General features: G+C 61.2%; 24 protein-coding genes. 11 read left to right on the top strand and 13 right to left on the bottom strand.

The genetic code is table 11. The features are described 5' to 3' along the window. Positions 1–120: 120 nt before the first annotated feature. Positions 121–930 carry a UDP-2,3-diacylglucosamine diphosphatase gene (locus tag ACZ445_RS21840; RefSeq protein WP_058424926.1) on the bottom strand — a complete coding sequence of 270 codons (810 nt, stop codon included), beginning with the start codon at positions 928–930 and terminating at the stop codon, positions 121–123. 137 nt (positions 931–1,067) lie between these two features. Here ACZ445_RS21840 and ACZ445_RS21845 point away from each other — a divergent pair, with 137 nt between their 5' ends. From ACZ445_RS21845 to ACZ445_RS21855, 3 genes are all read left to right on the top strand, one after another. Beyond that, on the top strand, positions 1,068–1,817 hold the full coding sequence (locus tag ACZ445_RS21845) for an AraC family transcriptional regulator (protein WP_179028814.1): 750 nt from the start codon (positions 1,068–1,070) through the stop codon (positions 1,815–1,817). A 99-nt stretch (positions 1,818–1,916) separates the two neighbouring features. Further along, a complete protein-coding gene (locus ACZ445_RS21850; protein ID WP_179028813.1) occupies positions 1,917–2,801 on the top strand; it encodes a DMT family transporter in 885 nt (294 codons plus the stop codon). Positions 2,802–2,929: 128 nt separating this feature from the next. Further along, positions 2,930–3,211, top strand: coding sequence for a hypothetical protein (locus ACZ445_RS21855; protein WP_179028812.1), 282 nt, complete (start codon positions 2,930–2,932; stop codon positions 3,209–3,211). Between the two features lie 41 nt (positions 3,212–3,252). Here the strand turns inward: ACZ445_RS21855 and ACZ445_RS21860 are convergent, their stop codons facing one another. Continuing rightward, the gene (locus ACZ445_RS21860) at positions 3,253–3,540 is read right to left on the bottom strand and encodes an Rdx family protein (RefSeq protein WP_179028811.1); all 288 of its coding nucleotides are present in this window, start codon (positions 3,538–3,540) and stop codon (positions 3,253–3,255) included. Positions 3,541–3,624: 84 nt separating this feature from the next. Here ACZ445_RS21860 and ACZ445_RS21865 point away from each other — a divergent pair, with 84 nt between their 5' ends. Next, entirely contained in the window at positions 3,625–5,814 is a 2,190-nt protein-coding gene (locus tag ACZ445_RS21865; RefSeq protein WP_464704284.1) for a patatin-like phospholipase family protein, read from the top strand. A 231-nt stretch (positions 5,815–6,045) separates the two neighbouring features. Here ACZ445_RS21865 and ACZ445_RS21870 read toward each other — a convergent pair whose 3' ends face one another. Next, complete coding sequence (locus ACZ445_RS21870) at positions 6,046–6,480, bottom strand: MarR family transcriptional regulator (RefSeq protein WP_058424932.1); 435 nt, start codon at positions 6,478–6,480, stop codon at positions 6,046–6,048. A 121-nt stretch (positions 6,481–6,601) separates the two neighbouring features. Beyond that, positions 6,602–8,728, bottom strand: a complete 2,127-nt coding sequence (gene recQ / locus ACZ445_RS21875) for a DNA helicase RecQ (protein WP_179028809.1) — start codon at positions 8,726–8,728, stop codon at positions 6,602–6,604. A 329-nt stretch (positions 8,729–9,057) separates the two neighbouring features. Between recQ and ACZ445_RS21880 the strand changes: the two genes are divergently transcribed. The 3 genes from ACZ445_RS21880 to ACZ445_RS21890 all read left to right on the top strand — a co-directional run bounded on the left by ACZ445_RS21880 (position 9,058) and on the right by ACZ445_RS21890 (position 13,637). After that, on the top strand, positions 9,058–9,645 hold the full coding sequence (locus tag ACZ445_RS21880) for a UPF0149 family protein (RefSeq protein ID WP_058424934.1): 588 nt from the start codon (positions 9,058–9,060) through the stop codon (positions 9,643–9,645). 20 nt (positions 9,646–9,665) lie between these two features. Beyond that, positions 9,666–10,049 (top strand): YbaN family protein, encoded by a 384-nt coding sequence (locus ACZ445_RS21885; protein WP_058424935.1) that lies wholly within the window; start codon positions 9,666–9,668, stop codon positions 10,047–10,049. A 117-nt stretch (positions 10,050–10,166) separates the two neighbouring features. Continuing rightward, positions 10,167–13,637: a hybrid sensor histidine kinase/response regulator gene (locus ACZ445_RS21890; protein WP_464707549.1), complete on the top strand. Its 3,471-nt coding sequence runs from the start codon at positions 10,167–10,169 to the stop codon at positions 13,635–13,637. Positions 13,638–13,661: 24 nt separating this feature from the next. Here ACZ445_RS21890 and ACZ445_RS21895 read toward each other — a convergent pair whose 3' ends face one another. Together ACZ445_RS21895 and ACZ445_RS21900 are read right to left on the bottom strand one after the other, a co-directional pair. Then, positions 13,662–15,026, bottom strand: a complete 1,365-nt coding sequence (locus tag ACZ445_RS21895) for a DNA recombination protein RmuC (protein WP_170856059.1) — start codon at positions 15,024–15,026, stop codon at positions 13,662–13,664. A 175-nt stretch (positions 15,027–15,201) separates the two neighbouring features. Continuing rightward, entirely contained in the window at positions 15,202–15,525 is a 324-nt protein-coding gene (locus ACZ445_RS21900; protein ID WP_464707551.1) for a sel1 repeat family protein, read from the bottom strand. A 457-nt stretch (positions 15,526–15,982) separates the two neighbouring features. Between ACZ445_RS21900 and ACZ445_RS21905 the strand changes: the two genes are divergently transcribed. From ACZ445_RS21905 to ACZ445_RS21920, 4 genes are all read left to right on the top strand, one after another. After that, complete coding sequence (locus ACZ445_RS21905; protein WP_058424938.1) at positions 15,983–16,288, top strand: hypothetical protein; 306 nt, start codon at positions 15,983–15,985, stop codon at positions 16,286–16,288. Positions 16,289–16,732: 444 nt separating this feature from the next. Next, a complete protein-coding gene (locus ACZ445_RS21910; protein ID WP_005790139.1) occupies positions 16,733–16,957 on the top strand; it encodes a hypothetical protein in 225 nt (74 codons plus the stop codon). A 280-nt stretch (positions 16,958–17,237) separates the two neighbouring features. Then, on the top strand, positions 17,238–17,720 hold the full coding sequence (locus ACZ445_RS21915; protein ID WP_058424939.1) for a hypothetical protein: 483 nt from the start codon (positions 17,238–17,240) through the stop codon (positions 17,718–17,720). A gap of 146 nt (positions 17,721–17,866) precedes the next feature. Then, entirely contained in the window at positions 17,867–19,156 is a 1,290-nt protein-coding gene (locus ACZ445_RS21920) for an OmpP1/FadL family transporter (protein ID WP_179028808.1), read from the top strand. Positions 19,157–19,221: 65 nt separating this feature from the next. Here ACZ445_RS21920 and ACZ445_RS21925 read toward each other — a convergent pair whose 3' ends face one another. The 7 genes from ACZ445_RS21925 to cobU all read right to left on the bottom strand — a co-directional run bounded on the left by ACZ445_RS21925 (position 19,222) and on the right by cobU (position 24,510). After that, a complete protein-coding gene (locus ACZ445_RS21925; protein WP_464704285.1) occupies positions 19,222–19,773 on the bottom strand; it encodes a glutathione peroxidase in 552 nt (183 codons plus the stop codon). Positions 19,774–19,923: 150 nt separating this feature from the next. Next, positions 19,924–21,123 (bottom strand): MFS transporter, encoded by a 1,200-nt coding sequence (locus ACZ445_RS21930; protein WP_179028815.1) that lies wholly within the window; start codon positions 21,121–21,123, stop codon positions 19,924–19,926. A 63-nt stretch (positions 21,124–21,186) separates the two neighbouring features. Continuing rightward, the gene (locus ACZ445_RS21935; RefSeq protein WP_058424943.1) at positions 21,187–21,591 is read right to left on the bottom strand and encodes a MarR family winged helix-turn-helix transcriptional regulator; all 405 of its coding nucleotides are present in this window, start codon (positions 21,589–21,591) and stop codon (positions 21,187–21,189) included. Positions 21,592–21,633: 42 nt separating this feature from the next. Then, positions 21,634–22,362 (bottom strand): adenosylcobinamide-GDP ribazoletransferase, encoded by a 729-nt coding sequence (locus tag ACZ445_RS21940; protein ID WP_058424944.1) that lies wholly within the window; start codon positions 22,360–22,362, stop codon positions 21,634–21,636. 2 nt (positions 22,363–22,364) lie between these two features. After that, positions 22,365–22,940 carry an alpha-ribazole phosphatase family protein gene (gene cobC, locus ACZ445_RS21945; RefSeq protein WP_058424945.1) on the bottom strand — a complete coding sequence of 192 codons (576 nt, stop codon included), beginning with the start codon at positions 22,938–22,940 and terminating at the stop codon, positions 22,365–22,367. After that, positions 22,937–23,992 carry a nicotinate-nucleotide--dimethylbenzimidazole phosphoribosyltransferase gene (gene cobT, locus ACZ445_RS21950; protein ID WP_179028806.1) on the bottom strand — a complete coding sequence of 352 codons (1,056 nt, stop codon included), beginning with the start codon at positions 23,990–23,992 and terminating at the stop codon, positions 22,937–22,939. The genes cobC and cobT overlap by 4 nt, the downstream gene beginning before the upstream one ends. Then, a complete protein-coding gene (gene cobU / locus ACZ445_RS21955; RefSeq protein ID WP_058424947.1) occupies positions 23,989–24,510 on the bottom strand; it encodes a bifunctional adenosylcobinamide kinase/adenosylcobinamide-phosphate guanylyltransferase in 522 nt (173 codons plus the stop codon). The genes cobT and cobU overlap by 4 nt, the downstream gene beginning before the upstream one ends. Between the last annotated feature and the right edge of the window lie 35 nt (positions 24,511–24,545).

Genomic DNA, 24,545 nt, shown 5'->3' on the forward strand with positions numbered 1-24,545 from the left:
AACCCGGAATAAATGTGGGAGGGGGCTTGCCCCCGATAGCAGTGCATCAGTCAACCCAGCGGTGTCTGACACTTTGTTATCGGGGGCAAGCCCCCTCCCACATTTGGCTTGTGTGCAACTTCAGCCGGCGACCAACTCGGCCTTGAGCTGCGCCTCTTTTGCCTGCGCATCCGCCAACCGATACAACTCGATACTCCCATCCCAGTGCTCGATCAACGCCGTGCACGACTCCACCCAATCCCCGCAATTGAGGTAATCCACCTCGCCCACCTTGCGGATCTCCGCATGGTGAATATGCCCGCATACCACCCCATGCAACTCGCGCTTGGTCACTTCGTGGGCGATGGCTTCTTCGAAGTCGCTGATGAAATTCACCGCCGTCTTGACCTTGTGCTTGAGGTACGCCGACAGCGACCAATAACCATAGCCATAGCGCGCCCGCCAGTGATTGAGCCAGCGGTTGAGCGTGAGGGTGAATTCGTAGGCCGAATCGCCGAGGAACGCCAGCCAGCGGTGATAGCGGGTAATCACGTCGAACTGGTCGCCGTGGATCACCAACAGATGGCGGCCATCGGCAGTCACGTGAATGGCTTCGTCCACCAGTTGGATATTGCCCAGGATCAGTTTGGAATAACGGCGCAGGAATTCGTCGTGGTTACCGGTGACATAGATGACCTCGGTACCGCGCTTGGCCATAGTCAGCAGGCGACGGATCACGTTGGTGTGGGCCTGGGGCCAATACATGCCGCCGCGCAGTTTCCAGCCGTCGATGATGTCGCCGACCAGGTAGACCTTGTCGGCGTGATAGCCCTTGAGAAATTGCGACAGATGCTCAGCCTGGCAATCCCGCGTGCCCAGGTGCACATCGGAAATCCACAGGGTACGCACCCGTTGCTTGCGGCTGGGCTTGGTGAACTCGGCACTGGTCATGGGCATCCCTCGACGGTGTTTTCGCGAGCTTGCGCCCTGGCGATTAATAGCCCATGACAACTGTGCGTCAGTCTGATGACAGCGCCTGCCGGGCGCAAAGCGTTGTAGACTGCCGGCTTGCCGCCCCGGAGATCACTATGGGACCCGCCCTCACCCTGCGCCACTACCTCGAAGCGCCCCTCGCCCACAGCCATGACCATGCACAGTTGGTGTTCGGCCTGTCCGGGCACCTGGACCTGGAGGTCGATGGGCGTGGCAGCCAGGTCCGCGAAAGCAGCGTGATGGTGCTGCCCTTCTCCGCCCACCATGCGTGCGGCAGCCGTGATGGCAGCCGCTGCCTGGTGCTGGATGTGCCCACCGAGCATTGGGTGCTGCAATCGCTGGGCGAACATGCCGACGCCAGCCGCCGCCTGCTCGACCAACCGGCGCGGCTGGCGCTGGATACGCGGCAGAGCCAGTTGGTGCAATGGCTGGCGCACAGCCCGGTGGATGACCCGCTGATCGTCCAGCAAGGCGCCGTGCTGTTATTGGCCAGCCTCAATCATCCCCAGGCCCAACCCCTGCCGGGACGGCGCCTGCCGTACGCGGCGTTCAATGCGCACATCGAGCGCCACCTTGCGCACCCGCTGCAGGTGGCGGACCTGGCGCGCATCGCCGACCTGTCGGTGGCACGCTTGCATGCACGCTTTATCGCCGAATGCGGGCAAACACCGATGGACTACATCCGCAGCCGCCGCCTGCAGATGGCTTTGGACCTGCTGCGCAAAACGCCGCTACCCATCGGTGAAATCGCCGATCGCGTCGGCTACACCTCGCAAAGCGCCTTTGCTGCCGCGATGCTGCGTGAGTTTGGCGCGTCGCCGGGGGCATTGCGCCGCAACGCGTAGGAAGAGCCCTGCGATAAAAAACGCGAGCCGCACGACAGACGTCCACACGGATGACCCACTAGACTGCGCACTTGCCACCCGCTTGTCTCAAGGATCGCAATGACTCCCCGCTCAGCCCTCGGCGCCCTGCATATCGGCGCATTGATGTTTGGCCTAACCGGCGTATTCGGCAAACTCGCGGCCGCCTCGCCGGCCATCATCGTGTTTGGTCGCGCGGTGTTTGCCGTGGTGGCTCTTGCGGTATTTGCCCGGTTCGCCAGCAACACGGCGTGGAAGACACTGGAACTGCGCGACTGGCGCCGGCTGCTGGTGAGCGGCGTGTTGCTGGCAGCGCACTGGGTGACCTTCTTTATCGCCGTCAAGGTGGCCGGTGTGGCCGTCGCGACCCTGGGCTTCACCGCGTTCCCGGCGTTTACCGTGATCCTCGAAGGGTTGATTTTCCGCGAGCGGATCCGTGCCAACGAAATCGTGCTGGTGGCGCTGGTCAGCGTCGGGCTGGTGCTGGTCACTCCAGATTTCAACCTCGCCAGCGAAGCCACCGGCGGGTTGCTATGGGGGATCGCCTCGGGGCTGCTGTTTTCGCTGCTTTCGCTGAACAATCGCGCCAGCTCCGGCCGCATCCCGGCGGTGCAGGCGGCGTTGTGCCAGAACGTGGTGGTCGCTGTTTGCCTGTTGCCGGTGGCGGCACCAGGGCTGACCGAGGTACGGGCAATCGACTGGCTGTGGATCGGCTTGCTCGGCGTGTTCTGCACAGGCCTGGCCCACAGCCTGTTTGTCGCCAGCCTCGCGGTGATCAAGGCACGCACCGCCTCGGTGGTGTTCGCCATGGAGCCGGTCTACGGCATCACCGCCGCCTGGCTGCTGTTTGCCGAAACGCCGACGCTGCGCATGCTGCTGGGTGGCGCGCTGATCATCGTCGCCATTGTGCTGTCGGGGTTGATGGGCAGCGCCAGCCAGGCCAAACAGCCCGCTGCAACGGCCTGATCTATACTTTAAACATCCGCAACAGTTCGTCGTCGTTCAACGGATAAAGACTCCTCGACGACAGCCATGCCCGTTGAAGTTGCTGCTAGCGAGTGGTCACTCCATTAACGCTATGCAGGGGTTTCAGAATGGAAATGCTCATTAGCTTGCTGGTTCAGATCATCAGCGGTGCCGTCGGCGGCAATTTGGCCGGCATGACCAAACAAAGCCTGGGTACAGGTCTCAATACTTTTATGGGCGGTGTCGGCGGGCTGATCTTTGGCCAGCTCCTGGCACTGTTCACCGGCACGGCCGGTGGTGAAGCATTGGACGTGGCGGCGGTCAGCAGCAATATCGTTGGCGGGGGCGTCGGGGGCCTGGTGCTGACGTGGGTCGTGGGCTTTATCAAGAGCAAGATGGCTGCCAAGTAGTGCCGCATCCCCCGGTCACCGCCTTTCAATGGCGGTGACTTTCACGGTGTACGGTCGTTATGCCCCAGGTCACGCTGCGGGTCGATCCGGTCGCGTACGCGCTGCTTGAGCACCTTGGCTTCGGGAAAGCCCCCGTCCGCCTTGCGCTCCCAGATCTGCACGCCATCACAGGTGATGCGAAACGCGCCGCCGGTGGCCGGCTCCAGTGAGACCTTGCCCAGGTCATCGGCAAACGTACTCAACAGTTCCTGCGCCAGCCACGCGGCACGCAGCAGCCACTGGCACTGGGTGCAATAGGTGATGACGATCTCGGGTTTGCTTGTGGACATAATTTGAAAGGCTCCTGGCATGACGGGCTCGACGGATCGAGTGGCTATAATACCGGCCTTTATCGCCCAGCCCCGAGATTCCTGATGCGCCGCCTGCTGTCCTGCCTGTTGCTGTGCCTGTTCCCTCTGCTTGCCGACGCCGTTGAACCGCCCCGTCCGAAAATCGGCCTGGTGCTGTCCGGCGGCGCCGCCCGAGGCCTGGCCCATATCGGCGTGCTCAAGGCGCTGGAAGAACAAGGCATCCAGATCGACGCGATTGCCGGCACCAGCATGGGCGCGGTGATCGGTGGGTTGTATGCCTCTGGCTACAAGATCGATGAACTGGAAAAGCTGGCGCTGAGTATCGATTGGCAACAGGCCTTGTCCGACGCACCACCCCGGGAAGACGTACCGTTCCGGCGCAAGCAGGATGACCGGGACTTCCTGGTCAAGCAGAAACTCAGCTTCCGCGACGACGGCAGCCTCGGTCTGCCACTGGGCGTGATCCAGGGCCAGAACCTGGCGCTGCTGCTGGAAAGCATGTTTGCCCATACCAGCAACACGCGTAACTTCGACAAGTTGCCCATCCCCTTTCGGGCGGTGGCGACCGATATCACCACCGGCGAGAAAGTGGTGTTCCGCAAGGGCCACCTGCCCCAGGTGATCCGCGCCAGTATGTCGATCCCGGCGGTATTCGCCCCGGTGGAATTGGACGGCCGGCTGCTGGTGGACGGCGGCATGACCGACAATATCCCGTTGGACGTGGCGCGGGAGATGGGCGTGGACATCGCCATTGTCGTGGACATCGGCACCCCGCTGCGCTCGCGCAAGCAACTGGCCACGGTGGTGGACGTGCTCAACCAGTCCATCACCCTGATGACCCGGCGCAATTCCGAGGAACAACTCAAGGACCTGCACTCCAAGGACGTACTGATCCAGCCCCCCCTCGCCGCCTATGGTGTGACCGACTTCGGCCGTGCCAAGGACATGATCGACGCCGGCTACCGCGCCACACGTGCCCTTGACCTACGCCTGGCCCACCTGCGCCCCGCCGAGCCGGTCGACCCGCAATTGGTGGCCGCCCGTACACCGGGCGAACGCACTCCGGTGATCACCGCGATCAGCGTAGAGAACGATTCGAAAGTCAGCGACGATGTGATCCGCTACTACATCCGCCAGCCCCTGGGCGAACCGCTCAACCTGGGGCGCCTGCAAACCGACATGGGCACCCTGTACGGCCTGGATTATTTCGAGCAGGTGCAATACCGCGTGGTCAAGAAAGGCCAGGACAACACCCTGGTGATCAGCGCGCGGGGCAAGCGCAGCGGCACCGACTACCTGCGCCTGGGCCTGAACCTGTCGGATGACATGCGCGGCGACAGCGCCTTCAACCTCGGCGCCAGCTACCGCATGAATGGCATCAACCGGCTCGGTGCGGAATGGCTCACGCGGGTGCAGATCGGGGATCGCCAGGAGCTGTACAGCGAGTTCTACCAGCCGATGGACACCGGCTCGCGCTACTTTGTCGCACCGTACATCAGGGCCCAGGCGCAGAACGTGGAGCTGACCCTGGACAACGACCCGATCTCCGAATACCGCCTGGAGCGCTACGGTTTCGGCTTGAACGTCGGGCGGCAGATCGGCAACAGCGGCGAGATCCGCTTCGGCGTCGGCGAAGCCTGGGGCAAGGCGGATGTGCGCATCGGCGACCGGGATTTGCCCGGTGTGAGTTTCAGCGAAGGCTTCTATGAACTGAAGTACTCCTTCGATTCCCTGGACAACGTGTACTTCCCCCACACCGGCGAAGACATCGGCCTGGCCTACCGCGAGTTCGAACCCGGCCTGGGCTCGGACCAGCGCTACCGCCAGTGGGAGTTCAAGCTCGACAAAGCCATGAGCCACGGCCCGGACACCCTGGTGCTGGGTGGACGCTACGGGCGCACCCTGGATGATTCGGATGTGGTGATTTCCAGCTTCCTGCTGGGCGGGGCGCGACAGCTATCGGGCTTCCGCCAGGATGCGATCTCGGGGCAGAACATCAGCCTGATGCGGGCGGTGTATTACCGCAGGCTCACGCCTCGCTCATACTTGCCGCTGGATTTCCCGTTATACCTGGGTGCGTCACTGGAACGCGGCCGGGCATGGAACAACGACAATGAATTCGACAGCGGCTATATCAACGCGGCGAGTATTTTCCTGGGGTTCGATACGCCGTTGGGGCCGCTGAATTTCAGCTATGGGTTCAACGATGACAACCAGAAGGCGGTGTATCTGAACCTGGGGCAGACGTTCTAAACGTCTTACGCTGAACCCGATGGCTAAACGCGCTTGATGTGGTGAGCGGGCTTGCCCCGCGCTGGGCTGCGAAGCAGCCCCATTGCGGTCACCGCGTTTTTTCCGTGAGAAATTAGTCGCCTGTTTTTGGGGGCGCTTCGCGCCCCAGCGCGGGGCAAGCCCGCTCACCACAACAGCCCGCTCACCAGACGAAGCCCGCATGCCACAGCAAGCAGCGCGCCGGGTATTTCCTCAGGATTTCTCCAGATTCGCCAGGATGTGCCCATGCACGCGCATGCACACGCTCAAGTCGGCCTCGTCCACCCCCACAAACAGCTCGTGGCGCAGGGCGGTGGCGATGGTTTCGATTTGTTCGATCAAGGGCCGGGCGGTATCACACAGCACGATGCGCTTGGCACGCCGGTCCTCCACCACGGCCTGGCGTTGCACCAAGCCTTGGCCTTCGAGGCTGTCCAGCAGGCGAGCCAGTGTCGGCCCTTCGACACCAACGCTTTGCGCCAGCTCACGCTGGGTGGGTGCTTCTTCAAAACGAGCCAAGTGCAGCAGAACCAGCCAGCGCGCCTGGGATAAACCAAGCCCCGCCAAACGGCGGTCCAGCTCGGCGCGCCACCCCCGGGACATTTGCGCCAGCTGCATGCCAAAACGATGTTGATCGGTTAACGACATAAAAAACTCATTATTTAGACTGAAAATAAAGTATGGCTAATTATTAGTCAGCTAAGCATGAGCCATGTCACTAGGCAAGAGGTGCTATGTACTGATTCGTTACATTGTCGTAATTGGCACATTAAATTTCGAATTCGGACTGCAAAGCCGCGCGCACGCAGTACAAAACCCCCTCTGGAACACGCCCGGTGAACAGCGGCGCTATCTCCGCGACCGGTGGCAATTCGCCTTCTCCGTCGAGAAACGCATCCTGGATTTCGCCGAGCAGATCCTCCGGCAAATCAAGGGCTTGCTCCAACGACAATTGCTGCTTGCCGATGGATTCGGCAAGCAAGGTGTAGACGTTTTTTTCCGAACATTGCAGCTGACCGGCGATCTGGATCGGGGTCATGCCAGCGCGTGCCAGGCTGATCAGTTCGTGGCGGATATCGGCGACCTCCTTCGGCACTTCGGCCTGGCCGCCGAGCACTTCGAGGAACGCCTGGCCGTAACGCTCCAACTTGCGCGCACCCACGCCGCTGACGCGCGCCATCTCGGCCATGGTGGTGGGTTGTTCGCGTAACATTTCCAACAGCGTCGAGTCGGGGAAAATGACGTACGGCGGCACGCTGTGTTCCTGTGCCAGTTTGCGCCGCAAGGTGCGCAAGGCTTCCCACTGCTCGCGCTCCTCAAAGCGCACCAACTGGCTGGCCTGGCTGGTGCTGGTCTTGGCGGTGGTCTGCGGCTTGAGGTCGCGGCGCAACTCCAGGCTGACCTCGCCCTTGAGCAACGGCCGGCAACTGTCATTCAAGCGCAGGCCGCCAAAACCTTCGATGTCGATGTCCACCAGGCCGCGCGCAACCATCTGCCGGAACAGCGAGCGCCACTCGCCTTCGGCGCGGGCCTTGCCGACGCCATAGACCGAAAGTTTCTCATGGCCGAAGCTGCGTACTTTCTCGTTGTCCTTGCCCAGCAGTACATCCACCAGATGGCCCACGCCATAACGCTGACCGGTGCGGTAGATGGCGGACAAGCCCTGGCGTGCCGGCTCGGTGGCATCCCAGGTCTGCACGCCGTCGACGCAGTTATCGCAATGACCGCAGGGTTCAGGCATGTCTTCATCGAAGTACGCCAGCAGGGTCTGGCGGCGGCAGCGGGTCTCCTCGCACAGCGAGAGCATCGCGTCGAGCTTGTGCTGCTCCAGGCGCTTGTGACGCTCGTCGCCTTCGGAGTTCTGCAGCATCTGCTTGAGCATCACCACGTCCTGCAGGCCGTAGACCATCCAGGCATCCGCCGGCAGGCCATCACGGCCGGCGCGACCGGTTTCCTGGTAGTACGCCTCGAGGGATTTGGGTAAGTCCATGTGCGCCACGAAGCGCACGTTGGATTTGTCGATGCCCATGCCGAACGCAATGGTGGCCACCATGATCAGGCCTTCCTCGTTGAGGAAGCGCTTCTGGTGCGCCGAACGCGTTTCGTTGGGCAGGCCGGCGTGGTACGGCAACGCCGGGTAGCCTTGCTCGCAAAGGAACGCGGCGACTTCATCGACCTTCTTGCGCGACAGGCAATAAACGATGCCCGCATCGCTGCGCCGCTCGGAGAGGAACGCCAGCAACTGCTTGCGCGGCTGTTCCTTGGGCACGATGCGATAGAAGATATTCGGTCGGTCGAAGCTTGAGAGGAAGCGCTCGGCGTTCTGCAGATGCAGGCGCTCGACGATTTCTTCGCGGGTGCGCTTGTCGGCGGTCGCGGTCAACGCAATGCGCGGCACATCGGGAAACAGCTCCGCCAACTGGCCGAGCTGCAGGTATTCACGCCGGAAGTCATGGCCCCATTGCGATACGCAGTGGGCTTCGTCGATGGCGAACAGGGCAATTTCCAGGCTCTGCAAAAAGGCCAGCATGCGTGGCTGCACCAGGCGCTCGGGCGCCAGGTAGAGCATCTTCACTTCACCGCGCTTGATCCGCGCCGCCAGGTCGCGCTGCTGCTCGGCACTGAGGGTGGAATTCAATGACGCTGCTGCAACCCCGAGTTCTTCGAGGGTGGCGACCTGATCGTCCATCAACGCGATCAGCGGCGATACCACCACCGCCAGGCCATTGCGCAACAGCGCAGGCACCTGGAAGCACAATGACTTGCCGCCACCGGTAGGCATCAGGACCAGTGCGTCACCGCCACTGGCCACGCGCTCAATGATCGCACCCTGGCGGCCACGAAAACTGTCGTAGCCGAAGATGTCCTTGAGGACGCGTTGAGCCTGCTCGAGCATGTAAAACTCCAAAATGGTGCCGAAATCCCTCTGTACAGGCTGGCCGAAAAAACACGCTTTCACGGGAAATAATCCGTAAGCGAAGTTTTCGCGGGCTGGCGCTTGGCCTGCAAGGGCATCACAAAACGCGGCAGTATACCCGAGCGATCCCTGGCAAAGGGCATCACTGACGAATAGTAAAAACCGGGCAACCCTCCAGAAACGCTGAGAAATTCATTCCGCCAGCCACACCAAATCGCCCTCTTCGCGAGCAAGCCCGCTCCCACGCTGGCCTGGGCGCTCAAGAAAGCCTAGAATTCAGCATCGTTTATTCCCAAGGTAACTCTTCAATGTCCTTCGCTGAGCAACTAACCCGCCTGCAAGCCTTCCTCGACGCCGATGAGCTGCATGACGAGGCGCTGGACTACGTGGCCGCCCACGGCTACCTGACCGCCTTGTCGATCTGCTCCGAGGTCGTGCCTGACCGTGAATGGATCGACGCGCTGTTCGCCGAAGAGCCGCACTACACCGACGCCGCCCAACGCGAAGAAATCGAAGCCACCCTGCTGGCCCTCAAGGCCCACATCGGTCGCCAACTGGCCTCCGACGAAGAGTTCGAGCTGCCGTGCGAACTGGACCTTGGCGAAGAGCCGGATGACTCCGACCTGCGCGGCTGGTGCATTGGTTTCATGGAAGGCGTGTTCCTGCGTGAAGCCGCCTGGTTCGAAACCGCCGAGGAAGAAGTCAGCGAAATGCTGCTGCCGATCATGGTCGGTTCGGGTCTGTTCGACGACCAGCCGGAGTTCTCCGACATTGCCGCCGACGCCAACCTGATGGACGACATGATCGTGCAGATCCCGGAAGCCCTCACCGCGCTGTACCTGCTGTGCAACGCCCCTGACGAAAAGCCGGCGATCCTCAAGCCACGTCACCACTGAGTCGCTTGCCCGTGACACCCATGGGCAACCGTCCGCTGCTCCTGCGCTACCTGCTGCTGGCCATTGGTTGGTTGAGCGTAGCGCTGGGGGTGATCGGCATTTTCCTACCGGTATTGCCGACCACGCCCTTCCTGCTGCTCGCAGCCGCCTGCTTCGCTCGAAGCTCCCCGCGTTTCTATCACTGGTTGGTGCAGCACCCGCGCCTTGGCCCGTGGATCCGTGATTACCTGGATGGCAACGGCATCCCGCTCAAAGGCAAGGTCTACGCCATCGGCCTGATGTGGCTGAGCATCAGCGTGTCCTGCTATTTAGTGCCACTGCCGTGGGCGCGCGGCTTCATGCTGACCAGCGCCGTGCTGGTGACAATCTACATCCTGCGCCAGAAAACCCTGCCACCGCGCTGAATGACCTGCGACATTCGATCCCACACGACCTTGGTCGACACTGACTAACCCCAAGCATCATGCGAGACTGTCCAACCGGGCCTGGAATGCCCGGGTGTTCCTACGCTCGGAGTTACCATGTCGCTGTCCAGCGGGCTGATCGCCGCCGTTGCCCTGGCCTATATGGCCATTATGTTTGCCATCGCCTTCTACGGAGACCGCCGCCGTGCGCCACTGCCGCCGCGTATGCGTGCCTGGGTGTACAGCCTGTCGCTGGCGGTTTATTGCACCAGTTGGACCTTCTTTGGCGCAGTAGGCCAGGCCGCCGAACAGCTGTGGGCGTTTTTACCGATCTACCTGGGACCGGTGCTGCTGCTGGTGCTGGCACCCTGGGTGCTGCAGAAGATGATTCTGATCAGCAAGCAGGAAAACATCACCTCCATCGCCGACTTCATTGCCGCGCGCTACGGCAAATCCCAATCCCTGGCGGTGGTGGTCGCACTCATCTGCCTGGTCGGCGTATTGCCCTATATCGCCCTGCAGCTCAAAGGCATCGTGCTCGGGGTGAACCTGTTGATTGGCGCTGGGGCCGACACCACCGGCACCCGCGCCCAGGACACCGCGCTGATCGTGTCGCTGGTACTGGCACTGTTCACCATCGTGTTTGGTACGCGCAACCTCGACGCGACGGAGCACCACCGGGGCATGGTGCTGGCGATCGCGTTTGAATCCCTGGTCAAGCTGTTCGCCTTTCTGGCGGTCGGCGCGTTTGTGACCTACGGCCTGTACGACGGTTTCGGCGACCTGTTCAGCCAGGCCATGTTGGCGCCAAGGCTGGAGGAATACTGGAAAGAGACCGTCAACTGGCCGTCGATGGTGGTGCAGACCGGCGTGGCAATGATGGCGATCATCTGCCTGCCGCGGCAGTTTCATGTCACGGTGGTGGAAAATATCGACCCTCAGGACCTGCGTCTGGCCAAATGGGTGTTCCCCGCCTACCTGATCCTGGCCGCTCTGTTTGTAGTACCGATCGCCCTGGGCGGCAAGATGATGCTGCCGGGCTCGGTGCTGCCAGACTCCTACGTGATCAGCCTGCCCATGGCCGAAGCCCACCCGGCGCTGGCGGTGCTGGCCTTTATCGGCGGCGCCTCGGCGGCCACCGGCATGGTGATTGTGGCGAGCATCGCCTTGTCGACCATGGTCTCCAACGACATGCTACTGCCGTGGCTGCTACGCCGCTCCAGTGCCGAGCGCCCGTTCGAAGTGTTCCGCCACTGGATGCTGTCGGTACGCCGAGTCAGCATCGTCATCATCCTGTTGCTGGCCTACGTCAGCTACCGCCTGCTGGGCTCCACCGCGAGCCTGGCGACCATCGGCCAGATCGCCTTTGCCGCCGTGACTCAACTGGCACCGGCGATGCTCGGTGCGCTGTATTGGAAACAGGCCAACCGACGCGGCGTATTCGCCGGGCTGGCAGCGGGCACTTTCCTATGGTTCTACACCCTGGTCCTACCGGTAACGGCGAAAAGCCTGGGCTGGTCCCTCAGCATTTTCCCAGGACTGACGTGGATGCATTCCCACCCACTGGGTCTGTCCGTGACGTCATTGACCCTGGGCACCGTTTTCTCGCTGGCGGGCAACTTCACGCTGTTCGTGTGGGTGTCGATGCTGTCGCGCACGCGGGTTTCCGAACACTGGCAAGCCGGACGTTTTATTGGCCAGGAAATCAGCCAACGCGCCAGCGCCCGCTCGATGCTGTCGGTGCAGATCAGCGATTTGCTTAGCCTGGCGGCGCGCTTTGTAGGTGATGAGCGCGCCCAGCAGAGTTTTATCCGCTTCGCCTATCGCCAGGGCAAAGGCTTCAACCCCAACCAGAACGCCGACAACGACTGGATAGCTCACACCGAGCGCTTGCTCGCCGGCGTACTCGGGGCGTCCTCGACCCGCGCAGTGGTGAAAGCCGCCATCGAAGGGCGGGAAATGCAGCTGGAGGACGTCGTACGCATCGCCGACGAAGCCTCGGAAGTGCTGCAGTTCAACCGTGCCTTGCTGCAAGGCGCTATCGAGAACATCACCCAGGGCATCAGCGTGGTCGACCAGTCCCTCAAGTTGGTGGCCTGGAACCGGCGTTATCTGGAGCTGTTCAACTACCCGGACGGACTGATCAGCGTCGGCCGGCCGATTGCCGACATCATCCGCTACAACGCCGAACGTGGCTTGTGCGGGCCAGGTGAGGCCGAAGTGCATGTGGCACGCCGCCTGCACTGGATGCGCCAGGGTCGTGCGCATACCTCTGAACGTTTATTTCCCAATGGTCGCGTGATCGAGCTAATCGGCAACCCGATGCCCGGCGGCGGCTTCGTGATGAGTTTCACCGACATCACCGCGTTCCGTGAAGCCGAGCAGGCCCTCACCGAGGCCAACGAAGGCCTGGAACAACGGGTGACCGAGCGCACCCACGAACTGTCGCAGTTGAACGTGGCGCTCACCGACGCCAAGGGCGTGGCCGAATCCGCCAGCCAGTCGAAGACCCGGTTCCTGGCGGCGGTCAGCCATGATCTGATGCAACCGCTGAATGCCGCACGCCTGTTCTCCGCGGCCCTCTCCCACCAGCAGGACGGCCTCTCCAGCGAAGCCCGGCAATTGGTGCAGCATCTGGACAGCTCACTGCGTTCCGCCGAAGACCTGATCAGCGACCTGCTGGATATTTCGCGCCTGGAAAACGGCAAGATCAATCCGCAGCGCCAGCCTTTTGTGCTTAACGAACTGTTCGACACCTTGGGCGCCGAGTTCAAGGCGCTGGCCCAGGAGCAAGGTCTGCGCTTTCGCCTGCGCGGCAGTCGTTTGCGCGTGGACAGCGACATCAAGTTGCTCCGCCGGATTCTGCAGAACTTTCTTACCAACGCTTTCCGTTATGCCGACGGCCCGGTGCTGCTCGGCGTACGCCGACGCAAAGGCGAGCTGTGCCTGGAAGTGTGGGACCGTGGCCCGGGGATCCCGCTGGATAAACAAAAGGTGATCTTCGAGGAATTCAAGCGCCTGGACAGCCACCAGACCCGTGCCGAGAAAGGCCTGGGGCTGGGCCTGGCGATCGCCGACGGCCTGTGCCGCGTGCTGGGCCACCGCCTGAGTGTGCGTTCATGGCCCGGCAAGGGCAGCGTGTTCAGCGTGCGTGTGCCACTGGCTCGCAACCAGGCCACCCCGCAGGTCAAGACGCCGCAGGAAACCGGCCTGCCGCTGAGCGGTGCGCAGGTGCTGTGCGTGGATAACGAAGAAAGCATCCTGATCGGCATGCGCAGCTTGTTGACGCGCTGGGGCTGCGAAGTCTGGACCGCCACCGACCAGGCGCAATGCGCGGCATTGCTGGCCGATGGCGTGCGTCCGCAACTGGCGCTGGTGGACTACCATCTGGACCATGGCGAAACCGGGACTGAACTGATGGGTTGGCTGCGCGCGCAATTGGCGGAGCCGATTCCCGGCGTGGTGATCAGTGCTGACGGTCGCCCGGAGATGGTGGCCGAGGTGCATGCGGCGGGGTTGGATTACCTGGCCAAGCCGGTGAAACCGGCCGCCTTGAGGGCGTTGCTGAGCCGGCACCTGCCTTTGTAGGAGACGGCAAGCCGGCGCCTACAATTACTCGGGCAGATGGGCCACGCCATCTGAGTCGGTCATTGCCCGTTCCAGCAAATCAGCAGGAAGACTCTTACTCGCCCGCGCACCGAGCAACCTCAGTTGCTCAGTCCGGCTGACCAGATTCCCGCGTCCATCTGTCAGCTTGTTACGCGCTGCGCTGTAAGCCTTATCCAACTGCTGTAAACGGTTACCCACTTCATCCAGGTCCTGGATAAACAACACAAACTTGTCGTAGAGCCAACCGGCGCGCTCGGCAATTTCCCGGGCGTTCTGGCTCTGGCGCTCCTGCTTCCACAGGCTGTCGATCACACGCAGGGTGGCCAGCAACGTGGTTGGGCTGACGATCACGATATGCCGGTCGAAGGCTTCCTGGAACAGGTTCGGCTCGGCCTGCAACGCAGCGGAAAACGCTGCTTCAATAGGCACGAACAGCAACACGAAATCCAGGCTATGCAGGCCTTCCAGACGTTTGTAATCCTTGCTCGCCAGACCTTTGACGTGATTGCGCAGCGACAGTACGTGCTGTTTCAGGGCCGCCTGGCCGATGACCTCATCATCCGCCGCCACGTATTGTTGGTACGCGGTGAGGCTGACCTTGGAGTCCACCACCACCTGCTTGTCACCGGGCAACATGATCAGCACGTCCGGCTGGAAGCGCTCGCCATCCGGGCCTTTGAGGCTGACCTGGGTCTGGTACTCACGGCCTTTTTCCAGGCCCGCATGCTCCAGCACCCGCTCAAGAATCAGCTCGCCCCAGTTGCCTTGGGTTTTCTGGCCCTTCAACGCACGGGTCAGGTTGGTGGCTTCATCCGACAGACGCAGGTTCAGTTGCTGTAGGCGCTCCAGCTCTTTAGCCAGGGAAAAACGCTCGCGCGCCTCGTTCTGATAGCTTTCTTCAACGCGCTTTTCGAAAGACTGAATGCGCTCCTTCAGCGGGTCGAGCAATTGGCCCAGGCGCTCCTGGCTGGTTTCGGCAAAGCGCTGTTCGCGCTCATCGAAGATCTTGCCGGCCAGCTCGGCGAACTGCGCGCGCAGCTCATCCCGCGAGCCTTGCAGGTCGGTTAGGCGCTGTTGATGGCTGTCCTGTTGTTCGCGCAGTTCAGCGCGCAAGGCCGCTGACAGGGCGTCGAGGCGGCGCAGCTCGGTCTCCTTGGCGCTGCGGTCGAGGTTCCAGGCGTGGGCGGCGTCGCGGGCATTGTCACGGTCGATCTGCAGCAGTTCGACTTCGCGGCGCAGGGCGGCCAGGTCAGCCTGCTTGGCGGCGTTGGCCTGGCTCAGATCGCTGATCTCGTCACGGCTGGCATCCAACTGTGCGGCGAGGCCCTCCTGGGCCAGTTGCGCAGTGGCCAGGCGCTCTTCGAGCAGTTCCCAGCCGGTCATGCGGGCGGTCAGTCGCCGCTGAAGCTGCCAGCACACCGCCAATAAAGGCACGGCAGCGCCTGCGAGGCCCAGGGCAATACTGGTCCAGTCAAAAACCATAGACATGTCTGCCATCACCGAAAAAAAGCAAGGTTAGCGGAGCCCAAGGCCTGAGGACAGCTCAGTCTTCGACCTGGCCCAGTTCACGCTGGGCGCGACGGTCACCGGCGCGAGCCGCCAGGCGCAACAGATCGTGGCCGATGCGACGGTCGCGGGCATTCCCGCATTCACGGCACATCAGTTGGCCCAGGCGGCTTTGGGCGGCGACTACACCTTCACGGGCAGGCTGCTTGAGCAAGCGCCCGGCGAAGTGTTTGACGTTGGTGTTATGACCCAGGCGCGGACTGTCGAGCAGCCACAAGGCAACTTTCAACGAGAAACGCTTTGGGGCGGTAACAGTTTGAGGGGTATAGGTAACAGAAGGTGATACTGAGCGAAACTTCATAAAGCACTGTGGGACAGATCGGAAGGCGCGCCACTCTACTCTTTTTTTCGTACAGGTAAAGCTGAAAAAACTCTGCACGCCCGTTCTAGAGCAAGCGCTCGGGACAATCCACAGAAGCTGTGGATAACTCAGTGGACAACCTCCCTTTAACTCGCGCAAAGCCCCATGGAGTGGGGGTCGCAGTCAAACTGACGATTTTTTCACCAATAAAAAAAAGCCCGATTTTTCATTGACTTAAATTTCCATTGCAGGCAAATGGCGGCCCGGTGGAGCAGTTGACAGCACGGTTACACCTCCCGCAACTAATGTGCACAAGTACCCATCGGACGGTTATATCCCCGGCGTTTTTTGAAGCAACTTGCTGCAAAGATGTTACCGCCGGGGCAAAACAGGGACTTTTCAAATCTTGCCGGGCTCGCCACACTCCCCGACCTACAGCGCAACGATGGAGGGGTTGATGAAAGGAATTCTGTTGTTCGCAGTGTTGCTCCTGGCCATCTGTGCCATTTCATTGGGAATCAATGCGGCGCTGCCCTCTCCGGATGGGGCACTGTTCGCCATCGCCATCCTGCTGTCGGCGGCGTTCACGGCTGTGAGCTTGTGCATTGAGCTCGGCGAAGGCCGGATCAACGATATGGGTGATGTGATGAAAGTGGTCGAGACCGGCCAGTCCTTGCGCTTGACCCTCGCCGCCTATGGCCTGGGTTGCTCGCTGGCAGCAGCAGCCACGGTACTGGTTTATCGGGGCCTGCTGGGCGGTTGATCGAAGTTTTTTAGCTAACACACTTCCCTTACCTGTTTCAATCCGTTACTATCCGCGGCGTTAGTACCAAGCTGAAAGTCAATTCTGGTCGAACAACTCCCCTGCACAACACGGGATCGACCACCTCGATGGTTTCCAGGTATCACTTGCGACGACACTGCCTTTGAACAAGCAAAGGGTGCCGCGAAGTTTCCATACTCTGACCGAACCAACCTGCAAATTGATCAGGATCTTCACCCCGGGCCCAGAACCTTTGCCCCTGTTGTGATGCCTGCCCTCCTAAGTACCTACCTGCCAGCCCAAGCGCGCCTAACTTAATAGCGCTTCAAACTGGCTGCTTTGTTCCAGTCGGGTTCTTCGTTCGATCAATGGTGATCAACGTCACTGGAACGTTTTAATACGGCACGGATCTTATTCCGTGTCATTTGTAGGAACACCCATAATATGAACGCTCAAATCCACACTCAGGATGCCATTCGCACCCTCACCAACGCTTTTGCACCAATGAACTGCCTGATCATGGCGGCGCGCAAAGGCTGCTTCAGCTTCACCCTGGTCAACGAACACGGCATCGCTCGTCACAGCGAACGCCTGTACCCCGATCAATACTCCAGCGCAGAACCGCTGCAGGCCGTGATCGAGCGTACCCGTCAGGCATTGACCGCCTGACCGACCCGAGTCGCTGAAACACAAAAACCCTGCTTGAACAGCAGGGTTTTTTATTGCCCGGAATTTACTGGTTGAGCGATTGCACTAAGTTCAAATAGATATAAACGTTATAACTAAATGAAGAAGATGTTTTAAAAACAGTCCTTTACATCGTAAATATGACACTACACTTCAACTCAAGCGGCATGATCCGCTTCCGGCGAGCCTGAGATCCGATCCACTGCTGCCAAGCCCCCACCTTCTCAGGCTTCGTCGACCACTTTCACGGATTGAGGCGTGTATGGGTATCGCTGCCAGCGAATTGTGTCGTTATGTGATCAGGCCGACGTTGATGTACCTCGGCCGACATAACCCGACGGCCGAGTCCCTGCTGCTGGGCATTGCCGCCAGCCAGTCGGAACTCGGTTCCGCCTTGCACGACCGGCGGGGGCATGGCCTGTACAGCATCACCGAACCGCGCCACCGCGCCTTGTGGGACAGCTACCTGGCGCTGGACCCCGAGCGCGCCAGCCTGGTACGCGGCCTCGCCAGCCAGCACGCGTTCCTCAGCGCACCGCAACTTGAGCTGACGGTCAACCTGCGTTATGCCACGGCCATCGCCTGGCTTTTGGTGGAACAACACACCCCTGCACTGCCCCCGCCCGGTGATGTGCTGGCCATGGCACGTATCTGGAAAGAAATTTTTCATCCACAAGGAAGGCTGCGCGATTTCACTCAAGCCTGGCAAACCTGTGTTTCACCCATGAATCAGGTGGTTTGCTGACCGGGCAATTTGCAAGATTCGCCAAAAAACCGGAATTTTGGTCGGATTGTCCTACAAAACCGCTCTATCTCCTGCATTACAGCCTATAGCGCGATGTTAAATTTATTGTTACTTTCCGCAGCGGTGATCACCACGGAGTTCTAATAATGAAAAAAGTAATGCTCAAGACCACACTTAGCCTCGCCGTTGCCATGGCCTCTTCCCACGTGTTCGCAAGTGGCTTTGCCCTTAACGAACAAGACGTCGCAGGAATGGGAACGGGTTTCGCAGGCCGCTCTTCTTCTGCCGAAAATGCAAGTACCGTTTATGGTAACCCTGCCGGTATGGCTCGCCTTGAAGGTCAGCAAGTCACTGGCGGTGTTGCAGCGATTGATGCCTCAAGCAACATCAAGGATGTCAGCGGCCGCTCCACAGGCACGAACAAAGGCGATATGGTGCCTTTCACTGCCGTTCCTTTTGGGTTCTACACCAATAAACTCAACGAACAATGGGCTGTCGGTTTCGGCGTCTATGCTCCGTTTGGCCTCGTGACAGACTACGAAAATGGCTTCCAAGGCAAAGCTTTTGGCAGCAAAAGCGAAGTGACGGTCATCACCTTCCAGCCTACGGTGAGCTACGCCTTCAACGATCGGGTTTCCATTGGTTTTGGCCCGACTATCAACCGTATCGCTGGTACGCTCGAGTCCGATATCAACCTGCCAGTCCCTGGTACCGGCTCCAACAACATCAAGATCAAGGGAGATGACACCGCCGTCGGCTTCAATGCCGGCCTGCTGGTTCAAGCCACTGATACAACTCGCGTGGGCCTGACCTACCACTCGAAAGTGAAATACAAGCTCGAAGGCCATACTGAAGTGACCAAAGGCACCAACGTTCCGGCTGCGCTGCTGAACAATGGCCGCTACGACGCGTCGCTGAAGATCGACACGCCTGAATCCTGGGACCTCTCGGTTACTCAAGACATGAGCGACGCGTGGAAACTCTACGCAGGCGCTACATGGACCCGTTGGAGCCGACTGAAAGACATTACCGTCAACAACGAAGGTGTATCGGCCGCAGCCGGTAGCGGTGCTTTGGCTCCGCAAATTGTCGGCACCATCAAAGAAGACCAGAACTGGCACGACACTTGGGCCTATGCCTTGGGTACCTCGTATCGCGTCACCAAGCAAGTGGTGCTGCGTACCGGCCTGACCTTCGACCAGTCGCCGACCAACAACAAGGACCGTTCGCCGCGCATCCCAACCGGTGACCGGACTATCTTCAGTCTCGGCCTTGGTTACGATGTAATGCCGAACATGACCGTTGATGTGGCTTACTCCTACCTCAAGGAAGAACCAGTCAAGGTCGCTCGCGCCAACGCATTGGGCCAGTCCTACAATGCTAAGTACGAAAACAGCGCCAACGGTTTTGGCCTGGGCGTAACGTACAAGTTCTGATCTGACACCGTATAAAAAAGCCCCGCTCTCCTGCAAAGGAAGCGGGGCTTTTTAATGGCGGGCCCTCAAGGTTTGGAGGCGATCGCCTGTTCCACCGCCTTGATCAAATCCGGATTGTCCGGCTTGGTCAAACTGGAAAAATTGGCGATCACCTTGCCCTGCCGATCCACCACGTACTTGTAGAAATTCCACTTCGGCGGCGTATCGGTCTGCTGTGCCAGGACCTTGAACAGGTGCACCGCATCCGGCCCCTTGACCTTCTGTGGCTCGGTCATGGTGAAGGTCACGCCGTAATTCACGTAGCAGACCTTGGCGGTTTCTTCGCCGGTCTTGGCTTCCTGCTTGAAGTCATCGGACGGCACGCCGATCACTTCCAGCCCCTGGCCCTTGTAGCGTTGATACAACGCTTCAAGGCCTTTGAACTGTGGGGCGAACCCGCAGAAGCTGGCGGTGTTGACGATGACCAGGGGCTTGCCGGCAAAGCGCTGGCACAGGTCGATGGATTCCTTGGCGCGCAGCTTGGGCACCTGGCCTTCCAGCAGCGGCGGGCAACTGGCGGCCAGGGCAGCACTGCCAATGGCCATCAGGACGGGTACAGCGAGCCAACGCATCTGCATGTCGTGTGTCCTTGAAGGTATTCAAACCACGAACTTAACAGATCGACATACCCAGTTGCATCAACGCCAGCCCGCCATGTTGCCAACCCCACCAGGCCAGCAGCACCAGGATCAGCCCCGCAACGAGGATCACACCGCGTAACGCTACACTCATGCCGCCTCCATCTGCGCCTGCAAGCGCGCCACCGGCCGCTCACGCACCGGCCAGTTCAGGGCGGCGGCGAGCAGGCTCAACAGAATCGCCACCTGCCAGATCAAATCGTAGTTGCCGGTTCGATCATAGACCACCCCGCCCAACCAGCCGCCCAGGAACGAACCGAGCTGGTGGAACAGGAACACGATCCCACCCAGCATGGAGAGGTTTCGCACACCAAACAACGTCGCCACCGTACCGTTGGTCAGCGGCACGGTGGACAGCCACAGGAAGCCCATCGCCATACCGAACAGGTAGGCCGTGATCTCAGTGACCGGCGCCCACAGGAACAGCACGATCACCACCGCACGCAGCAGGTACAAGCCCGTCAGCAGGCGTGGCTTGGACATGCGCCCGCCGAGCCAGCCGGCGGTGTAGGTCCCGAAGATATTGAACAGGCCAATCAGTGCCAGCACCGTGGTGCCGACGGTGGCCGGCAAGTGCTGGTCCACCAGGTAGGCCGGCAGGTGCACGCCGATAAACACCACCTGGAAACCGCAGACAAAAAAGCCGAACGCCAACAACCAGAAACCGGAATGGGAACAAGCTTCCTTCAAGGCTTCACGCAAGGTCTGCTGGCCCGCCACCGCCGGTAATGGTCGGTCCTTGAGCATGGCGACCAGCGGCAGAATCAACGCCACCATCAGGCCGAGCGCCAGCAGTGCCGCGGACCAGCCCAGCCAGCTGATCAACCCCAAAGTGCCAGGCACCATGGCGAACTGACCGAACGAACCGGCAGCACTCGCGATGCCCATGGCCATGCTGCGTTTTTCCGGCGCCACGGCCCGCCCGACTACACCCAGAATCACCGAGAACGAGGTGCCGGACAGGCCGATACCGATCAGCAAGCCCGCACTGAGGGACAACGACCACGCCGAATCCGACATACCCATCAACACCAGGCCTGCCGCGTACAGGATGCCGCCAACAAACACCGCTTTCGTCGCGCCAAACCGGTCGGCCAGGGCGCCGGTGAACGGCTGCGCCAGGCCCCAGATCAGGTTCTGCAAGGCAATGGCAAAGGCGAAGGTCTCACGGCCCCAGCCAAACTCGCTGCTCATCGGCGCCAGGAACAGGCCGAAACCGTGACGCACGCCCAACGACAACGCCAGGATCAGCGCACTCCCCACAAGAATCCAGCCACTGGTGCGCCACATCGAGGTCATTTCTTATTCTCCGCTCGCGGGTATATACCCGCTTGTATTCGAACAAACTGCCTTTCAGGCGAGCTCATCCAGCAAGGCCAACAAGGTTTCGCGTTTTTCCGCACCCAGTTGATCGATCAATTTCTGTTGCGCCGCCTCCCAGGCGGGTAATGCAGCGGCAAGTCGCGCTTCACCCTCCCGGGTCAACATCACCAGGCGATTGCGCAGGTCGTCGCCTTCCACCAGTTGCACCAGGCCTTCGCCTTCCAGCACCCGCAGGTTGCGGCCCAAAGTGCTGCGATCCAGGCCCATGGCTTCCGCCAGGCTGGAAATGCTCGGCTGATCGAGTCGTTGCAGGTTGCACAGCAAAGAATACTGGGCGACGTTGATCCCGAAGCCGTCGAGAGCGCCGTCGTAATGCCTGCTGACGCCACGGGCGGCACGTCGCAGGTTGGTACACAAACATTGGGAGGCAAGCATGGAACGTGTATATACCCGCGATTAAGGAAATGCAAGAAAGTGTTACAGAGCCAGGCCGACCAACACCAAGACTTCCAGCAGCTCCAACAGTGCCCCAGCGGTGTCGCCCGTGGTGCCACCCAGGCGATTGACCATCAGTTGGCGCAGCCCCACAAAGCCGATCGCCGCGAGCAATACCGCAACCCCGCCGCTGAAGCCGCCGATCAGGATGCAGGCAAGTCCACTGAGGATCAGTACCTGCTGACCGACGATCCTCGGCAAATGATCCGACAATGCCTGGCCCAGTCCACCGGCACGCACATAGCGCGTGGTGAGAAACAACGCCAGCATCGATGCGCGGCCGATCAGCGGGGCCAGGATCAGCGCGGCGCCGTTGTGTTGTTCGATCAACGCCACCAACGCGGTGAATTTGAGCAGCAGCACCAAGCCAAGCGTCACCACGGCAATCGGCCCGCTGCGCGGGTCCTTCATGATGGTGAGCGTGCGCTCGCGGTCACCGAAGCCGCCCAGCCAGGCATCGGCGCTGTCCGCCAGGCCGTCCAGGTGCAGGCCGCCACTGAGCAATACCCAAGCCGTCAGCAACAGTGCGGCATGCAGCAGCAATGGCGCGCCCATCAATACGCTGTTCAGCGCCCACAACAGCACGCCGAACAACAGGCCGACGACCGGATAAAACAGCAGCGAACGCCCCAGCTCCTGAGGCTGCGGCATGCCCGGCAGGCGAATCGGCAGGCTGCTGAGAAATTGCAGGGCGATCCAGAACGGCAGCATGCCTAAACCCCTTCCTTCAGCGAGCCGTCAGCTGCGACTTGGAGGCTGAACAGCCCACCATGACCGACTTCGACATTCAACAACTGCTCCCGGGGCAAACCACGCGCCTGCGCCAGTAACAGGCGCATCACGCCGCCGTGACTGATCAACAAGACCCGCTCACCGGTGTACGCCTGATGCAAACGGGCGACAGCACCCAGTACCCGGTCGGAAAAGGCGCTGACTGGCTCCCCGTCCGGCGGTGTGAAGCTGTAGGGATCGGCCCAGAACAACCCCAGCCCTTGGGCGTCGGTCTCCATCAAGGCCGCTGCACTCTGCCCTTCCCAGGCACCGAAGTGCAGCTCTTGCAGGTCCTTCTCCAGCGTCACCGGCAACTTGAGCCTGGCGCCCAATTCTTCGGCGAATCGCGCGCAGCGTTGCAGCGGCGAGCTGATCAAGCGGTCCCACGGCCCCTGCGCCACCACGGCCTCGCGCATCTGCGCCCAGCCGTTGGCAGTGAGTGCATCGTCCAGGCTGCCGCGCAGGCCACCGCCCAGTTCGGTTTCGCCATGGCGCAGCAGGTCCAGGTGCAAGGTCATGCCGGACGGTCTGCCACGGCGGCTTCGGCGAAGGTTGCCATCTGCCCGTGCAGCGCACACGCCAGGCGCAACAACGGCACTGCCAGCGCCGCGCCACTGCCTTCGCCCAGGCGCAGGCCCAGTTCCAGCAGTGGCTGCGCGTCGAGGTGTTGCAGCACATGACGATGGCCAGGCTCGGCGCCGCGATGGCCGAACACCAGCCACTCACGGCATGCCGGGTTCAGGCGCGTGGCGACCAGTGCCGCAACGGTGCAGATGAACCCATCCACCAACACCACGATGCCTTCCTGGGCACAGGCCAGGTACGCACCGACCAGCGCGGCAATCTCAAAGCCGCCGAGATTGAACAGGGTCTGCAAGGCATCGCCGCGCTGAGCGGCATGCACCGCCAGTGCGCGTTCGATCACCGCCACTTTGTGGCTCACGCCCTGGGCATTCAAGCCGGTGCCCGGCCCCGTCAGGTCACTGACCTGGCAGTCGAGCAAGGCACACGCCAGCGCACTGGCGGCGGTGGTGTTGCCGATGCCCATCTCGCCGCCGATAAACAGCTGTGCACCGCCAGCCAACGCACGCCGCGCACTGTCGCGACCGGCTTGCAGGGCACGTTGCCCCTGGGCCTGGGTCATGGCCGGGCCGTTGACGAAATTGGCGGTGCCCGCGCCGATGTTCAGGTGACGCACACCGGGCAGGTCCAGGGACGGGTTCACCGTGCCGAGGTCGACCACTTCCAACTGAGCGTCCAACTGTCGCGCCAATACGCTGATGGCCGCGCCACCGCTGACAAAATTGTGCAGCATCTGCCCGGTGACTTCCTGGGGAAACGCCGAAACGCCTTCGGCAACCACGCCATGATCACCGGCGAAAATGGCGATCCACAGCGCGTCCACCGACGGCTTGACCTGGCCCTGCAAGCCGGCCAATTGCACCGCCAGCGCTTCCAACTGGCCGAGGGAGCCGGCCGGTTTGGTCAGTTGCTGTTGGCGTGCCAGGGCGTGTTCGTACGCTTGAGTGTCGATCGCCTTACACGGGTTGAGCCACCAGGTGTCAGTCATAACGCAGTACCTTTCAAAGTCAGGGGCAGGCCGGCGACGGTCAGGACCACACGCTGACACCGCTCGGCCAAAGCTTGATGCAGCCAACCGGCTTCATCCACATAGCGGCGAGTCAATTCGCCCAGCGGCACGACACCCAGACCGGTCTCGTTGCTGACAAAAATGATTTCACCCGGCAGCACGGCCAGGGTTTCCAGCAGTTGATCGCGCTCGGCGGCCAGACGATCCGCATCCTCAAGCATCAGCAAGTTGGTCAGCCACAGGGTCAGGCAATCCACCAGCAGGCAGCGCTCGGTTGCGGCGTTTTCACGCAGTACACGCGCCAGTTCGACAGGTTCTTCAATAAGGCCCCAATGGTCGGGGCGACGCTGGCGATGCAGGGCAACGCGCGCGTTCATCTCGCCATCCAAAGGTTGGCTGGTGGCGATGTACGTGACCGGCAAGCCGCTGTCGCTGGCGAGCTTTTCGGCAAGGCGGCTTTTGCCGGAACGGGCGCCGCCGAGGATCAGTTGGAGCATGACATAACACCTCGCTTGGCCAGTGGGACCCTCGA

The sequence above is a fragment of the Pseudomonas allii genome (genome assembly GCF_055380095.1).

Excerpts from the sequence above, each read along its gene's own strand:
- ACZ445_RS21865 (WP_464704284.1), top strand. The coding sequence starts at position 3,625 with ATGCGCCGCCTGCTGTCCTGCCTGTTGCTGTGCCTGTTCCCTCTGCTT.
- ACZ445_RS21900 (WP_464707551.1), bottom strand. The coding sequence starts at position 15,525 with ATGAAGTTTCGCTCAGTATCACCTTCTGTTACCTATACCCCTCAAACT.
- ACZ445_RS21925 (WP_464704285.1), bottom strand. The coding sequence starts at position 19,773 with ATGCAGATGCGTTGGCTCGCTGTACCCGTCCTGATGGCCATTGGCAGT.
- ACZ445_RS21940 (WP_058424944.1), bottom strand. The coding sequence starts at position 22,362 with ATGCTGCCGTTCTGGATCGCCCTGCAATTTCTCAGCAGCCTGCCGATT.
- ACZ445_RS21910 (WP_005790139.1), top strand. The coding sequence starts at position 16,733 with ATGAACGCTCAAATCCACACTCAGGATGCCATTCGCACCCTCACCAAC.
- cobU (WP_058424947.1), bottom strand. The coding sequence starts at position 24,510 with ATGCTCCAACTGATCCTCGGCGGCGCCCGTTCCGGCAAAAGCCGCCTT.
- ACZ445_RS21840 (WP_058424926.1), bottom strand. The coding sequence starts at position 930 with ATGACCAGTGCCGAGTTCACCAAGCCCAGCCGCAAGCAACGGGTGCGT.
- ACZ445_RS21890 (WP_464707549.1), top strand. The coding sequence starts at position 10,167 with ATGTCGCTGTCCAGCGGGCTGATCGCCGCCGTTGCCCTGGCCTATATG.
- ACZ445_RS21930 (WP_179028815.1), bottom strand. The coding sequence starts at position 21,123 with ATGTGGCGCACCAGTGGCTGGATTCTTGTGGGGAGTGCGCTGATCCTG.
- ACZ445_RS21885 (WP_058424935.1), top strand. The coding sequence starts at position 9,666 with ATGGGCAACCGTCCGCTGCTCCTGCGCTACCTGCTGCTGGCCATTGGT.
- cobC (WP_058424945.1), bottom strand. The coding sequence starts at position 22,940 with ATGACCTTGCACCTGGACCTGCTGCGCCATGGCGAAACCGAACTGGGC.
- ACZ445_RS21905 (WP_058424938.1), top strand. The coding sequence starts at position 15,983 with ATGAAAGGAATTCTGTTGTTCGCAGTGTTGCTCCTGGCCATCTGTGCC.
- cobT (WP_179028806.1), bottom strand. The coding sequence starts at position 23,992 with ATGACTGACACCTGGTGGCTCAACCCGTGTAAGGCGATCGACACTCAA.
- ACZ445_RS21860 (WP_179028811.1), bottom strand. The coding sequence starts at position 3,540 with ATGTCCACAAGCAAACCCGAGATCGTCATCACCTATTGCACCCAGTGC.
- recQ (WP_179028809.1), bottom strand. The coding sequence starts at position 8,728 with ATGCTCGAGCAGGCTCAACGCGTCCTCAAGGACATCTTCGGCTACGAC.
- ACZ445_RS21870 (WP_058424932.1), bottom strand. The coding sequence starts at position 6,480 with ATGTCGTTAACCGATCAACATCGTTTTGGCATGCAGCTGGCGCAAATG.
- ACZ445_RS21915 (WP_058424939.1), top strand. The coding sequence starts at position 17,238 with ATGGGTATCGCTGCCAGCGAATTGTGTCGTTATGTGATCAGGCCGACG.
- ACZ445_RS21855 (WP_179028812.1), top strand. The coding sequence starts at position 2,930 with ATGGAAATGCTCATTAGCTTGCTGGTTCAGATCATCAGCGGTGCCGTC.
- ACZ445_RS21845 (WP_179028814.1), top strand. The coding sequence starts at position 1,068 with ATGGGACCCGCCCTCACCCTGCGCCACTACCTCGAAGCGCCCCTCGCC.
- ACZ445_RS21850 (WP_179028813.1), top strand. The coding sequence starts at position 1,917 with ATGACTCCCCGCTCAGCCCTCGGCGCCCTGCATATCGGCGCATTGATG.
- ACZ445_RS21920 (WP_179028808.1), top strand. The coding sequence starts at position 17,867 with ATGAAAAAAGTAATGCTCAAGACCACACTTAGCCTCGCCGTTGCCATG.
- ACZ445_RS21935 (WP_058424943.1), bottom strand. The coding sequence starts at position 21,591 with ATGCTTGCCTCCCAATGTTTGTGTACCAACCTGCGACGTGCCGCCCGT.
- ACZ445_RS21880 (WP_058424934.1), top strand. The coding sequence starts at position 9,058 with ATGTCCTTCGCTGAGCAACTAACCCGCCTGCAAGCCTTCCTCGACGCC.